The 14,991-nt window shown below is 35.1% G+C and carries 10 protein-coding genes and 3 pseudogenes; 2 read left to right on the top strand and 11 right to left on the bottom strand.

Annotated features, from left to right (window positions below):
- Positions 1 to 11: 11 nt before the first annotated feature.
- Positions 12 to 1,166: a betaine/proline/choline family ABC transporter ATP-binding protein gene (locus QUF94_RS13500; RefSeq protein WP_289316312.1), complete on the bottom strand. Its 1,155-nt coding sequence runs from the start codon at positions 1,164 to 1,166 to the stop codon at positions 12 to 14.
- Between the two features lie 208 nt (positions 1,167 to 1,374).
- Positions 1,375 to 2,550 carry an acyl-CoA dehydrogenase family protein gene (locus tag QUF94_RS13495; RefSeq protein ID WP_289316311.1) on the bottom strand — a complete coding sequence of 392 codons (1,176 nt, stop codon included), beginning with the start codon at positions 2,548 to 2,550 and terminating at the stop codon, positions 1,375 to 1,377.
- Between the two features lie 964 nt (positions 2,551 to 3,514).
- On the opposite strand from QUF94_RS13495, the gene QUF94_RS13490 reads away from it, so the two are divergent.
- On the top strand, positions 3,515 to 4,159 hold the full coding sequence (locus QUF94_RS13490; RefSeq protein WP_289316310.1) for a 2OG-Fe(II) oxygenase: 645 nt from the start codon (positions 3,515 to 3,517) through the stop codon (positions 4,157 to 4,159).
- Positions 4,160 to 4,742: 583 nt separating this feature from the next.
- On the opposite strand, the gene QUF94_RS13485 is transcribed toward QUF94_RS13490, so the two are convergent.
- The 5 genes and pseudogenes from QUF94_RS13485 to QUF94_RS13465 all read right to left on the bottom strand — a co-directional run bounded on the left by QUF94_RS13485 (position 4,743) and on the right by QUF94_RS13465 (position 10,592).
- Positions 4,743 to 5,522 (bottom strand): hypothetical protein, encoded by a 780-nt coding sequence (locus QUF94_RS13485; RefSeq protein ID WP_289316309.1) that lies wholly within the window; start codon positions 5,520 to 5,522, stop codon positions 4,743 to 4,745.
- A gap of 739 nt (positions 5,523 to 6,261) precedes the next feature.
- Positions 6,262 to 6,687, bottom strand: coding sequence for a VOC family protein (locus tag QUF94_RS13480; protein WP_289316308.1), 426 nt, complete (start codon positions 6,685 to 6,687; stop codon positions 6,262 to 6,264).
- A gap of 1,133 nt (positions 6,688 to 7,820) precedes the next feature.
- Positions 7,821 to 8,429, bottom strand: coding sequence for a ClpP family protease (locus QUF94_RS13475; protein WP_289316307.1), 609 nt, complete (start codon positions 8,427 to 8,429; stop codon positions 7,821 to 7,823).
- Between the two features lie 1,461 nt (positions 8,430 to 9,890).
- Positions 9,891 to 10,152: pseudogene (locus QUF94_RS13470) on the bottom strand (HAD-IC family P-type ATPase); the annotation flags it as partial.
- Between the two features lie 212 nt (positions 10,153 to 10,364).
- On the bottom strand, positions 10,365 to 10,592 hold the full coding sequence (locus QUF94_RS13465; protein WP_289316306.1) for a hypothetical protein: 228 nt from the start codon (positions 10,590 to 10,592) through the stop codon (positions 10,365 to 10,367).
- 736 nt (positions 10,593 to 11,328) lie between these two features.
- On the opposite strand from QUF94_RS13465, the gene QUF94_RS13460 reads away from it, so the two are divergent.
- Entirely contained in the window at positions 11,329 to 11,463 is a 135-nt protein-coding gene (locus QUF94_RS13460; protein WP_289316305.1) for a hypothetical protein, read from the top strand.
- A gap of 182 nt (positions 11,464 to 11,645) precedes the next feature.
- Here QUF94_RS13460 and QUF94_RS13455 read toward each other — a convergent pair.
- The 4 genes and pseudogenes from QUF94_RS13455 to QUF94_RS13440 all read right to left on the bottom strand — a co-directional run.
- Positions 11,646 to 11,810, bottom strand: a pseudogene (locus QUF94_RS13455) (IS6 family transposase); the annotation flags it as partial.
- Positions 11,811 to 11,861: 51 nt separating this feature from the next.
- Positions 11,862 to 12,077 carry a hypothetical protein gene (locus QUF94_RS13450; protein ID WP_289316304.1) on the bottom strand — a complete coding sequence of 72 codons (216 nt, stop codon included), beginning with the start codon at positions 12,075 to 12,077 and terminating at the stop codon, positions 11,862 to 11,864.
- Between the two features lie 487 nt (positions 12,078 to 12,564).
- Positions 12,565 to 13,858 (bottom strand): annotated as a pseudogene (locus tag QUF94_RS13445) (IS110 family RNA-guided transposase).
- Positions 13,859 to 14,159: 301 nt separating this feature from the next.
- Entirely contained in the window at positions 14,160 to 14,942 is a 783-nt protein-coding gene (locus tag QUF94_RS13440; RefSeq protein ID WP_289316303.1) for a putative protein N(5)-glutamine methyltransferase, read from the bottom strand.
- Between the last annotated feature and the right edge of the window lie 49 nt (positions 14,943 to 14,991).

Below are 14,991 nucleotides of genomic sequence, written 5' to 3'. Positions count from 1 at the left end.
TCTTGCACCTCCTAGAACATCTCTGCCATTTCTGCCACTTGATTTTCTTCCTCTCCCCATAAACTGTCATAGACGATATCGACCAATGTTGCCCTAGTAACAATTCCGACCAAATGTTTATTCTGGTCAACTACCGGCACGTATTTGAATCCCCGTTTTAATATCTTCTGGACAGAATCACGGATTAAAGAATCCTGTTTCACTGAATAAACTTCAGTATTGATGACTTCACTGATAAATTTAGCTTTTTTTCGATATTCACTGATCGTTTCAACATCTACGTATCCTTTCAAAACATTTTGCTCATCGACCACAAGTAAAGAATCAACCCGTTTCTCGCGCATTATCGTAATAGCATCGGTAAGGGATTTTTCCTCTGTAATGGATATGGGATTACGACTCATGATTTGTTCAACCAACTCAACATTAGGTCTTGTTTGAAGCAATCGATCTTTACCGATGAATTCTTCCACAAACTCATTGGCTGGGTTTCTGAGGATTTCATCCGGTGTTCCAACTTGGACGATTTCACCAGCCTTTAAGATGACGATCCTGTCGGCTAGCTTAATGGCCTCATCCATATCATGGGTAACAAAAACGATTGTTTTATCAAGTGTGCGCTGCAGATTCTTAAATTCCTCCTGAAGGGCATCTCGGGTGATAGGATCCAGTGCGCCAAAAGGTTCATCCATTAAAATGAGCGGAGGATTGGAAGCAAGAGCTCTGAGTACGCCTATCCTTTGTTGCTGCCCGCCGCTCAATTCGTAGGGATACCTTTCCAGATACTCCGGTCCCATATCAACAAGCTGAAGCAATTCCAGTGCACGTTCTTTTTTCTTCTGATCATTCCATTTAAGAAGTTTTGGAACGAGGGTGATATTTTCAAGAATTGTCATATGGGGGAAAAGTCCGATTTGCTGGATAACGTAACCGATCTGCCTTCTTAGCTCGACTGGATCTTTATCCATTATATTTTCCCCATTAATAAGTATCTTGCCTTCAGATGGTTCGATAAGCCGATTAATCATTTTCATAGTCGTTGTCTTACCACATCCACTCGGACCAATGAAACAAATGAACTCCCCTTTATTAATATCCAATGATATATTCTTTACAGCTTTCTTTCCTCCCTTATAGATTTTTGATACATTTTCGATTTTTAACACAACAAGCACCTCCATCTTTCGCATACAATTACAAATTTTACAAATATATTATTTTTTCATATGCACAGTCTCTTTTACCCATAAGATAAATGGTATAAACCTTTTAATTAAAAAAACTAGTTCATTGTAATTATATTGAAGAAATGGAATAAAAAAACTACCTCATTTTAATTGAGGCAGTCAATAGATTTAAGTGATTAATAATGAATTAAAACCCGATATTTTCAGCAATCAGGGTTTTTACGTTTTCATCTGACCCTGTATAGAGTGTTGTCAAAGGAATGTCCCGATGACGCCGGGCAATTTTATCGTCGCCCGTATTTCCGTATCGATCATGTAACTGCATGCATTTTTCGGATATTCGCTTGGACATCTCCGTGATCCAGTATTTAGCCATCGATACTTCAGTTATGATATTCTCGCCATTTATATGTTTACAGATCAAACCGTCAACAAACGTTCTTCCCAACTGAATATCGGTGGCTATTTCAGCAATGGTAAACTGTGACTTTTTATATTCACTTATTTTCTTACCAAATGCTTTTTGTCCTTTTATATAATTCACCGTTAAGTGGAGCATGTCTTTAGTTGCCATCAAAGACCCAATCGCACACATAAGTCTTTCCTGTTGAAGTTTTTGCATTATATATGAAAGGCCCCTCCCTTCCTCCCCTAGGAGGTTCCCAATTGGAACTGGAGCATCATCGAAAAATAGTTCGGCTGTGTCTGAGCTATCCTGGCCTGCTTTTTCAAGCTTTCTGCCTCGGGTAAACCCTGGAGTATCTTTATCAATGAGCAACAAACTGATTCCATCATGCGAAGGAACAGCATCAAGATCAGTTTTGCATGCTACTATCATGAAGTCAGCTTTAAAGCCATTTGTGATAAACGTTTTAGCTCCATTTACAATATAATACCCATCTTTCTTGATGGCAGTTGTTTGGATGTTCGCAAATTCTGAATCCATTCCTGGCTCTGCCATTGCAAAGGCGGTAATCATTTCTCCTGTAATGAACTTAGGTAAATATCTTTGTTTTTGATCCATTGTTCCGAATGAAGCAATATAAGGGGCTACAACGTCAGAATGAATTGATATTCCTCTTAAGGCTGATCCAACCATTTCGAATTCTTCTGCCAATACAACTGAATATCCGAAATCTGCTCCTACCCCACCGAATTCCGCATCAAGCCATGGACATAAAAATCCGTTATCCCCAATTTTTTTCCAAAAAGAGCGAGGGATCCCCCCCTCTTTTTCCCACTGATCATAAAAGGGGACAGCCTCCTTGTCGAGAAATTCACGAATTGACTGTTTAAATAATAAATGTTTTTCCGTGAGGAAAGAACGTGAATCATTCTTATTGATCGCCATCGTGCCAATCATGGGTTAACCTCCATTCGCTAATGATAAAATCCACTACCATGATCAAGATAAATACGTTAAATGTCTCGATGTAATCGCTTACATAAAATTATGAAACTGTTAAAATGGCCCACATTATTCATGTTCAACAAAAGTATTGAATTCCCTTTTTAAAATCTATTATTTACCATTTTTGATTTATTTTAATTGAAAAGAAATCTGATTTAAGAAAATGATGGTTATTTCTTAACTGCTTAAATATGGTTTAATCATATATTCTAGCGAGGTTATTTTTGAAATATTACATATCGTTATTTTAAGATTTATTGAAATACCGAGTTCGTCCAAAAGGAAATTTTCATCACAAGATGACACTTGGAGAAGCAAGTCTGGTTATCAAATGAAGGCGATCGTATAAAAGTGTTATAACTCCTTAATCCAATCGAGAGTTAAAGTAATGGAGAGTTAAGTAAAATAGTAAAAAGACTTCCATATTGAAAGGAAATCCTTTTTGCCTGTTAATTATGAGTTCGGTTGTCTAAGTCCTATTTTTGATATTGGCAATCATTCGTTTAACGGCTTCTAGCATGGAATTTATGGATTCCCTCTTCAATCCAAGACTTAATCGCTACTAAAGCATGAATCACCAGGAGCTATGTAACATCCGAAGGAATTAAGAGTTTATTTATTTTATGTTGTTTTTTTGTATTTCTCCTCTTCGCTGCTAAGCTTTACGACTTCTTCATAATATCAATCGGACTTTTTACGCTCAAATCTCTATTTCATTCATTACATGATTACTTTCCCCTTTAGTTACATAATAAAATGGTTGTTTTAACAACCTTCATTAAAGATAAAGCACCTGTAATCAGAATAAGAAACAGTTATATAACAACGTTCATGATATAATTATCATAGAAACCGTTTACAGAAATAAAACAAAATGATCAGTCAGAAAATTCATTCTTTTAGGAGTCGATGAAAGTTGACAGTGGACAATAAAATAAGTAAAGAACAAACTATTTTTAATCACATTGGAAATAAAATCAAAACGGAAGATAGAGAAATTAATATAATTACTAGATTAGAAGAACCTCTAATTGTGGTTTTAGGAAATGTTTTGAGTGACAAAGAATGTGATGAACTTATTAGATTGTCAAAAGACAAAATGCATCGTTCTAAAATTGGAGTTACACACGAATTAAATGAGATAAGAACAAGTAGTAGTATGTTTTTTCAAGATAATGAAAATGACATCATTTCAAAAATTGAAAAAAGAGTATCATCAATCATGAATATACCCATTGAACATGGGGATGGTATTCAAATTCTTAAATATACTCCTGGTCAAGAATATAAAGCTCACTTTGATTTTTTCACATCTACAAGTAAAGCAGCAAAAAATAATAGAATTAGCACAATCATCATGTACTTAAATGATGTGGAGCAAGGGGGGGAAACTTATTTTCCTAAACTGAATTTTTCAGTATCCCCACAAAAAGGCATGGCGGTTTATTTCGAATATTTCTATAACGATAAAAACCTAAACGAACTAACTTTACACGGTGGAGCGCCAGTTATAACTGGAGAAAAATGGGTTGCAACACAATGGATGAGAAGACAAAAATAGACTGCAGATTTCCCAGATGATGTCCACTCCAATCCTTTATATCTTTTATTAATCGATGAAGAATGAAGTGCGAGTCAAAAAACTATTGGAATGAACAATTTTAATTTTTCTTAATGAACTAATGTACCTATTAGTTCATTAGGAATCTGCCTATTTAAAATGGCCACACGTTGAGTTCATAAAAAAAGAAAGATCAATAGCCTAGAAGACTTGTCCATTGAACCTCCAAAACTTCATCTCATCACTTCTTTTATATGTAAAGCAAAATATTTATATCAATCTCACCGTTTATCGTTATATGTACTGGTAAATTTTTACGTCTTTTTCAAGCATCAGTATGAATTGATGAATTCGTTTCATTCAAGTTCAAGTTCAAGTTCCTAGGCGCTTTTGATCCTAAACCATATTGAATATGTATTCCAACTATCAAGTGTATTAAAATGCTTTTTTTCTAAACTTTTCATTTAGTTCCAAAATCCCGGCTGGCGTTACTTCCCTGAGGCTCCTAAGCTGTGCAAATCCTAATTCTGATTAGCCTTTCTTTGCATTTCCTTTCCCCCATTCAGCATATTAGGGACTTAAATCATTTTCCTCTGTTACTATTTCTAAAAATATCGTAATCAGTCTTAATGTAATGAAATACCTTTGCGTTACCATTATGGTCTGGATGAGTTATTTTTAACAACCCTTTATATCCTGCTAACACTTCTTTATTACTCGCCATTTTTGAAAGCCCTAATTTTTTAATATAATCATTTGTATGAGTAGTGGAACTTAGATTGTAATTGTTCCTAATGTTCTCTTTTACTTTTATCAATTCATTACGTAATTCAATATTTTCTTTTAATAAATCCTTTGTTTCTTTTTGTAATTCACTTTTCTCGTTCTTTAGAATTACAACTTCCTTTTTAAACATATCCCTTTGCTGAATCAATATTTTTTTTGAAGTCTCATTAAGTTCTTCAATTCCTTCTATATGCTTTTCTTGAGCTTGTATTTTTAATTTTAACCGGTGTATGATTTCATCCTTATTTTGATCGATAAAATCATTTATAGCCAGCCTTGAGGCTGTGTCATCGATTATGTATCCAGATTTCCTCTTCCCGTTTCCCTCGTATTTAATTTTCCCTTCTCGCAGCCAGCGTCTGACAGTTTGTATACTACTACTTTCTGTTACCCCTGCATCCTTTAACAAGTCAAATGCTTGATCTGTGTCATCCATTATGTATCCAGTTTTTCTATTCCCGTTTCCTCCCTCGTATTTAATTTTACCTTCACGCAGCCAACGTCTGACAGTTTGTATGCTACTACTTTCTGATACCCCTGCATCCTTTAACAGGTCGAAAGCTTGATCTGTGTTCACAATGTTCCCCCTTCCCCCATGTTACGCCATGTAATGTTACAGAGTGATATTAGCCTATTAATAGAAAAAAATGAATCGATTTCAACATTGGTAAATAGCAGGCTTTGGATGATGTGGCAGATTGGCGAGAAAATGATCAATATATATTTGAATTGATTTAAGTCGATTTTCATATAAAACGTTCCATTATATGAATTTAGTTCATTCAAGACTTGCATTTTTTCGTTTTAAACGTCCTAAATTTCAGCACTGCGTGTAATCTCCCCTAATGGCGATAAGATATTTTGATTTTTCATATGTTGTTACATCCTATTTGGCTAGTATGCATGCTAATGGTTTAAATAATAGCATAGCCATTTTCTATACAAAGAACAAACAGATAAAAAATAGATGACAGATATCACAAAAGGATAACGATAACGTATCAAAATCATAATATGGCACTGAATAATCAACGTAAGGGGTATTATTTGAGTTAATAATATTCAATTCTTTTTCTGGGAGCCTACATCATGCATAAACGTGGTCTTATTCTTCCTTTGATACCACTAAATTCCATAAGAAGGACAGGCAGCAAAACGTGGATTTTACAACGTTAGGGATATTCTAATTTTAAAAATCCCAATCTCTCAGTGATATCAATGAGAAATCGGGATTTTTTTGCGCCTTAAGTTGAAACTTGATTCACGAAACAGCCGCTTTTGACTTTTTCCTTGGGGCTATTTTTAACTAGAAAAAATTATTGCTTACCCTCTGTATAAATTTGGAAGGTTACACCGAATTTATCCAATACAATTCCATAAGCAGGGCTAAAAAAAGCTTCCTGCAGCGGCATTTTCACTTCTCCATCTTGAGACAAGGTTTCAAAGATCTGTTTTGATTTTTCAATATCATCAATAGAAATACAAATCGTAACTTGGTCCCCAGTTTGACTGGTCTGACCTGGAAACATATCTGAAAACATGAGGTCCGTTTCTCCAACCTTTAACATTGCGTGTGCCACAAGATCCCTTGCTTCTTCTGGTAGAGGAAATTCCGGGTTTTCAGGCATTTCTCCAAAAGTTTGATTAAAAAGGACTTTCGCATCAAGTGCTTTTTCGTAAAATTGAATCGCTTCCTTTGCATTTCCGTTCATCATTAAATAGGGAGACAGTCGCATGGTCATAATTAAATAGCTCCTTTTGTTCTAATTTTTGTTAGAAAGCTTGAGTAACTTCCAAGCCTCTTTTTGAAGTTGTGGGCAATAACCACTATACCATTATTACCCATGACTGTATTTTATAACGGAGAACGTGTGTTCGTCAATGAAAATCACTTGAATACTAACAATTTTTCAGGTGACAGACTGGTTTAAATAAAATATTAAATGATTATCCCACTAGCTTAAAGTGTTTGTTTTGTTCATGAACACATTGTTACAAAACACTGAACCATTCACCTTGGAATTTTCTTCGATTAAACACCCACAAATGCTTTTGCATTAAAAAAATCTATTTTTTGTTTGTTATTCATAAAAGCTATAGAAGCAGGAGAAATCACGGTCCTTATCAAGCCTAATGATCATGACACCCAATTACGTTTAAGATGGAATTTCTTGAATCTCTTTGCTGAACTAATAGAAAAATCCTTCAGTATTCCTCTTTTAGCCGTACTTAACTAAAAAAGGAACCTGATGGATTGCATAGACCAATCAATTCTTTTTTCTTCCGCAGCCGATTCATCTTAAAATTCCCCGCCCGGTACATGGTAGATTTTCTCTCCTGGACTTTGCCTTCCATATGCAGAGTACCAATAAAAAATGAAGCGAACAAAAAGTAGTCCCGAAATACACCACTTATGTAGTATTTTGGGGCTACTTGACGTTTACTTAATTTTAGCGTTCATAGTTTACTTAAATACTGAGTAGTCAGTCATATATTCGGGACTATCAGTTCTTTTTATTCCCAATTTTTTTGAAAGTTTGTCTAGTCTTTAATCTTTTGTAGCTTAGAATCATACTAATTTGCCCTTGGTTGACCAATGGCTCTCAGACTAAATTTATATCCCACTATTATATAAGTAACCCATCTCGTTTAAATTCTCACGTTCTAAAAAAGATGGAAAATAACTATAGAATGTTGATATAAAAGTTTTAGAGGTAATTAATCTTGAAAAAATAATGATATTTATTGTTTGTTAGCACAGATTTAACTATATAACCGAAAAAAATTCACGTTTTTCTTCTAAAAATAATTGAATGATGTCTTTAGTAACAAGCAAGAATTATAACCAATTTCACTTCCCAACTAACTATAACTATTAAATTATTTCATGTACAATTCCTAAACTCAAACCTTCGTCATTTGCAAACATGTACCATTCTTCATCTTCCTTTTCAGCATACAATTCTTCTGAAATGTTGGTATTTTCCACAACAAACTTCTTAATACGATTATCTAAACGATCATAGAAATTCATTGTATTTTTAGCCTTCTTAGAAGTTGATTGAACAGACATACTTCCATCATGAATAAGAATTATTGTATTGGGATATGCTTTTCTATAATGTCCACTAATCAACAGTAACGCACCCATAGAAACACAAGATCCTACACCAATGGTTTCAACTTTCGTTTTACTTGATTTAATTGCATCAATGGCAGAAAAACCAGCCACTACATCTCCACCATTAGATGTTACATAAATTTGTATTGTCTTTCTTTTATCTATTGGAATATTTAACTCTTCATCTTCTCGATTCCATTCTTGAATCCAATAAACAATTTTATTGACAATGGTTGTATCCACATCATAATTATAATAAATTTTCCGTTCTTTCAGTCCAAGGTAAAACTGATACTCCTCAAGAGAATCAGGTAAATTTCCGATTAATTCCAAATATTCTTTATTGAATTCAACTTTTTTCATTATAAATCCTCCTTAATAATATGCTGTGTTATAGGAAGAAAAAGGGTAATACACAATCATATCTATTTATTAATTTATTCAGCAAGTACAATCTTCGCAACAGTATTCATCATCATTTTAAAGTCCATTATTTTTTAAAACATAGATAAGTGAAATAAGGAAACATAACAAAAAGAAATAAGAGAGCAATCCCTTATTTTTTGGTAAGAAAATATTACATAAGTGAAATCTTTTTAAAAATCGGTAATTTTTTTATGCAACTTCACCAATGACAAAAAGAAATAAATGAAATCAAATAGATACATTTACATTAAAAGTAATATTTTTTATAAGCAGTACGCCATCTAGAGGCTGTTTTTTTAATCCTGTCAGTACGAATGATTCAATATCAAATCCATACTCTTCAAAAATAAGACGTAGTAGCTTTCCTTATTCAGCGATAAATTTTAAACTCATTATATGTAATTGACTTGAACTAACAGATTTCACATAAGGATTTATCGATAAGTTATTTATTTCTTTTCAGTTTATACTCTTTTGAAAATTCACCAATTCGATTTTTACTCATTATACAAAAAAGAACCCCATATGAAGTGAACCCAAAGCCGATCGGTTTGATGATTGCTTCTGGAAATAACGGGTTCTAACAGCATACTATGGAGCCCTTTGTACTGTAAGATAAATTAACCGTCACGTGCAGTCTTTGTGCAATGTATAAACATGCAGAAAAAAGGCCCGAGCCCTTGTTATATCAAGGATTTGAGCCTTTGGCAGTTGATTACCTGTGAGGGAATCAAACCCACGCCCCCTTCCCTGTCAATTTTGTTTCATATAATCAAACTGGTTTAACTGAATTAAATAAGTGTAAAGAAGGTTGATTTCTCAAGGTTTTGTAAGGTCTTAATATCAGCTCAGTAAAATAAATAAAGCTCAATGAAATAATTATTTGACATGGATTATAATAAGTAAAAAAAGAAGCACCATTTCCCAAGGGATTAGTGCTTTTTTATGTTTAGATTTATTTATCTTTTTTACCTCTTTAATGAGTTGCCACTTCTTGAGCGACATATTTATGCTTCTTGGCCATAATTTTGTAGAACTTTTACTTTAGCTTCGGCTCAAGTAAAAATCAAAGAAGGGATACACCAAAGGTAAAATAACCATCATCAAGCAAAATATTTCCTTCTCCTTAGCAATTAAGTTAGTAGCATTGCTGTTAGTTATGCCTGTTGGTTAACACTATGGATAGCAATATTTGCTGATATGGGAGCAACCTTAATAGTAACGTTAAACAGTTTACGCTTAATAAGGGTAACGGAGTAAAGATCAATAAAGGCTTTCCAAATGGGAAGCCTTTATTAAAACGATCCGAATATCCCATTGCTCCCGTACCAAAGGATATAACTCACCTACATTTGAAAAAGTGGAGTTGATCAAAGTGACATGGACAATTGTATCAGCAGTATATGTCAATTTGCTTAAGTCATCAGACATTAATGCGATATCAGCAGTTTCTAATGCTGTATCAGGTCCAGCACCACCCATCGCCACACCAAACGAAGATGCTGCAAGTGCGGGTGCATCATTGACATCATCCCCAACCATTGCTACACTTTGATGTTTACCACGAAGTTTTTTAATGAAATTCAGTTTATCTTCTGGTAGTAGATCGGTTTTAAATTGCTGCTACACTTCTTTGATTATCACCAGTTAGCATCACCGTTGTTATTAATCGCAGTATAAATATTCTTAAAGAGAGCTTTCCGCCCCTTAGTCCAATTTAATTAAAAAAGGCTGCCTTAAGGAGAGACCCGATCCTCTACGCCCATGTTTGTTTAAGTGTCTTCACAAATTATAAAAAAAATTTAATACTAACCATTCATCTGTTTCTTTAAAACCAAACTTCTTTACACAAAAAAGATTTAGTACATATGACTAGGTTCTCTTTTTAATATCTTCCCTTATTGATTCAATGATAGTAGCTGATAAATTGGCTGGAAGAGATGAACCATCCTCAAAAACCCATGTATTAATTATTTCAAGATCTGCTTTTTTAAAAGTAATGCTATAGTCTTTATAATTGTGAGTAAAATCAGCTGTAATCGATTCTTCACCATCAAACTCGTCATCAATAATCATATTTTTTATTTCATATGGCTTCACGATGTAATCTCCTTTTTATCATTCTTGTATATAGAATTGGCCTTATATGATTGTTTATTCATTTTTTTCACCCAGCATGCCCAAATTTTGAGACATTACTTTTTGTGTATTTTTAACTCCCTATAATCAATCTTATGTAAACTAGATGAATTTCAAACTATGTATAACCATAACCATTCTCCCTTACCTCCATGATAAAAACATACCCCAAGGTTAAATATAAGTAGTAATAATTTAAAGGCACTGATAAAAGATTGTAAATCATGTTTATGATTTTATTTTTTAAAAAAAGTTGATACAACAAAACTGGTATATTTAAGAAATAATCTAGTTGTATTATCTTTTAATTTTATTACCGCGAATAACTAATTGTTTTTCCTTATCCATTTTTAATTCCTTCCTTTAGCTTTGATTTATGTAATGCTACACGTTTCAAGGATACTCCTCTTCACCTAACCTGCCCCGATAGTTGCATAAAGAAAGCTGCCTTAAAGACAGCTCCGATCTTCAGCTAAAGCACCCGTTTGTTTAAGTACAACATTTCACAATATCAATACAATTTAAAGAGGGGAATGTTTAAACATTGAATTGTATATCAACATTAGCTGACATCATTTACATATTAAACCCTATATGGATGTATTCACATCAAAAAAGGCTCTTCTCGTTTGGTGAATAAGTCGCCATCTATTAGTCCATCTTAACAAATGAAGCTACATGGAGGGAGGTTCTAAACATGAGCCAAAAGCGTGATAAAGGCTATAGTCAGAAGGGAAAAGCTAATAGCAATACAGTAGATCCAGTGATCGCAGCAGAAGACTTGGAAAAAGCAATTTATCCAACTAATAAGCCCCCGCGCAATGCCAAATAAGTACAATCTCGTGATTTCTTTGCTTTTCCGAAAAGAAACTTGCAGGTGAACGAAAATCAAGAGTCAAGCAATCCACTAACATGAAGGATTACTTGACTCTTCATAGGTATAATAGACTTTGGTTCTGGTGCAAATATGACCTGTTAGAAACATAGAATCTCAATATCCTTTTCATCTATGAATTATGAAGCTACTCCAAATAATTTATGTATAAATTCAATCTCACTTTGGACAGACTTCATCCCTTGTTGAAGTTGTCCTTTTTTCAGCATATGCATCACCTCCACTCCACAGATGATTTGTTTGGCTGTTCGAAACGTTTTTAATCCTAGCATAGAACGGACTCGCGCACCCGTTAGTTGCATAAAAAAAACTGCCGAAGCAGTATTAGGTTAATGCTAAATAGTTTCTATCCTTTTGGCTTTTTGGTATTTGATATAACTTGCTATAGCTGACAGTAAAGATATAAAAGCAATTATCTTTAAAACGTGAAAAGGATTAACCCCTATTTGAGAACCTAAAATACTTGGTATGCTTGCACCTTGTAGAAGTAAAGAGAAAACTCCTAATAAAATAAAGCCCCACATTAAATTTCTAATTTTTGTTGGATTCAAATAATCACCTCCTTTTTAACTCAATATATACGTTATTTTCCTAAAATTTCCTGCTATTAAAACATTTACTCCTTATGGAACTAAACTCCCTCAATAAACTAAACACAATCTCACGATTGCTCTAGAATTCTTAGGATTTCATAGCCATATCATTAACCGTTATCTATGTAAGCTCAGCAATACTCCTCAAGAATAGGGATTTACCGAAAAAATGCATGCTAAACTAGCCAATCATAGGAAAAAATTGGTTTAAGTAATGTCATGATCGCACTTTAGGATATCCACATGTCTCATGGAGGTCAACCCTCCCATGTCTCACAGAGTCGATGCTCCTACATTCCTTCGTTCAACCTTTCCATGAGGTGGATGTCGGTCATGCTGCCCCACAGGATCTAAGTCCTCACGTTAGTTGCTTTGCCGACTAATCCGTGCTTCACTTTTAAATAAGTGTTAATTAAATGACCGTGTAACCTTAAAATTCAATGAACTATGCGACTGTTTGATGGTCTACAAATGTTGCCATATGAAGGATATCCTTTAACATCTTGTCTTCTTGAAACGTAAATTGTTTTTTACCCATTGAAAACAGAATTCGAAAAAGCTTGTTACACAAAGCTATCAGAGATTGCATTTTCTTTAAGGGATTGTGAGAACGTGTTGTGTAATATATATGAAGAGGTTTAAAAGCCTTGTTCTTTGCCACCAGTATCATGGCTGCCCGGAATAAGAGAGCCCTTAATTTCTTTCGTCCCCGTTTGGTAATCTTGGTCTGACCTTTGTGCTTTCCGGATGTGTTTTCTTTTAAACTTAAACCTGCTAATTTTACGATTTGGCGAGGATGTTGATAGTCTCTGAGGTCGCCGACCTCTGCGAAAAACCCTGCTACTGTATCTCGACCGATTCCTGACACCTCTAACATCTGTGTGACACCTGGGATATGGTCTAATAACTGATCTAATTGATGATCTATTTCTTCAAATTTCATTTGAATAAAATCATACTTCTCTAGTAAAGCTCTCAACTCTAATTTCGCCATAGCTGCCCCTTGACGAATACCAATCGAACGATTGGCTGCTTTTAAGTGCTCGTATCTTCTTTAAGCCTATACTGCGTTTTACCACTTGTCTTAGGGAAAGTAAGAGCTCTTCATCCGTATACTTTACAAGTTCATGTGGCAAGGCTTCTAGCTTTAGAAAATGAATAGCTGCCTTGCCTTCCCAACTTTTGAACACCGTCAAAAATTCGGGAAAGTAACGATCAAGCCAGTTATGAACTTGTCCCTGAACGACCTGTAAATCAACGTTGAGAAGATCGCGAAGTTTTTTGGCCACTCGGAGTTCTGCATAAATTCCTCGTGGAATTGTTGGTTCGGCGTATCTTCCGTCTTTGACTAACTGTGCGATGACTTTTGCATCTTTCACGTCATTCTTTGTAGGTGAATTATCGTCTAATTCTTTACTTCGTTTAACATGTAGTGGATTGACTGATACGAACTTAATATTATTCTCTTTTAGAAGATGAGCTAGATTTAACCAGTAGTGACCGGTTGGCTCCATCCCTACAATCACTTGATTTAACTTACACCCTTTAACAAGTTGGGTAATCCAATCTAGAAACGAATGAAATCCTGCTTTCGTATTTTCAAAGAAACACGTTTTACCTAGTTCCAATCCTCTAAAATCTTATGCTCTCGCGACATGATTGTGCTTGGCAATATCTACTCCGACAATTAAGGTTTCAGAAGTAATTTGAGAGATTTTATGATTTTGGTTATAATTTATTGTGAGACCTCCATATAGATGTATTGTTCTTTTTAGCTGGCCAGCTCAGGACACATTCATCTTATCAAGAGGTCTTTTTTCGTTCAAACCTCATTTTCAGATATTACAGGAATGCTGCCCCTATAGTTGCATAAAGAAAAAGCTGCCTAAAAGACAGCAGCTAACGCATCCGTTAGTTCATTAAGAAATGCGATTCTTATTAAAGAATAGCGCCCTTTAATTGAAGAAGGATTTTTTGTTTATTAGTATAGTGCTAAGAAATTATCATTCATTAGTGATTAAGACTAAAAACTTATTTACTCTAAAAACCAGAATTCGATCCGATAACGACAGTAGCGTCCAGTTCCTCGTCTCTAGCCACTTTCGTGGTAAGCCCAGCACCAGCAAAGACTTCAAAGGTCTGAGGTGCCTGCATTTCGCTCGTCTCTATTAAAAGATGTCCTCCCAGTGCTAGCCAGAGAAATGCTTCTTCTGCTACTCTTCGCTGAATGTCAAGTCCATCCTCTCCTCCGTCAAGCGCCACCTTCAGTTCATGTAGGCGAGCCTCCTGTGGGAGCAGCTTGATTGCCTCGGTAGGAACGTAAGGTACGTTCGCAACTAGGATGTTCACATGGCCTTTAAGTGAGCGAGGCAGAGCTTTATACAAGTCACCTTCAAAAACATGGCCACCGAAATCCGTTACGTTGCGGCCAGCGCATCGTACTGCGACAGGGTCAATGTCAACAGAATACAATTCAACTCGTCCTAAAGCTGCCGCCAGTGCTACACCCACAGCACCTGACCCGCAACATAGGTCAACGATGATATCACCAGAACATGACAGGGCTTCTGCCTGGTGAACAAGAAACTCGGTACGTTGGCGAGGCACGAAAACGCCTCGGTCCACTTCTATCCGCAAACCACAGAACTCTGCGTATCCAACAACATATTCAAGAGGTAAACCATCGGCTCGCATTTCCACCATTTTCTTGAGGTCCTCTGGAGTTCGTGCCTCTGAGATAAGTAACCGGGTCTCATCTTCTGCGAAAACACAACCCGCGCTCCGAAGCCTGTTAATTATACATTTTTCCGTTTTATTGTCCAAAAAGAAATTTAATTTTTTTCCTATTTATCTCACCACTTTTGCTTATTTA

The sequence above is a fragment of the Peribacillus sp. NJ4 genome (assembly GCF_030348345.1).
Taxonomy (GTDB): Bacteria; Bacillota; Bacilli; order Bacillales; family DSM-1321; genus Peribacillus.
The sequence above is the reverse complement of the archived record's forward strand: the minus strand, read 5'-3'. Positions and strand labels throughout refer to the sequence as shown.

Bases quoted from the DNA above. Each gene is read 5' to 3' on its own strand.
- QUF94_RS13460 (WP_289316305.1), top strand. From the start codon at position 11,329: ATGAGCCAAAAGCGTGATAAAGGCTATAGTCAGAAGGGAAAAGCTAAT.
- QUF94_RS13495 (WP_289316311.1), bottom strand. From the start codon at position 2,550: ATGATTGGCACGATGGCGATCAATAAGAATGATTCACGTTCTTTCCTC.
- QUF94_RS13480 (WP_289316308.1), bottom strand. From the start codon at position 6,687: ATGACCATGCGACTGTCTCCCTATTTAATGATGAACGGAAATGCAAAG.
- QUF94_RS13475 (WP_289316307.1), bottom strand. From the start codon at position 8,429: ATGAAAAAAGTTGAATTCAATAAAGAATATTTGGAATTAATCGGAAAT.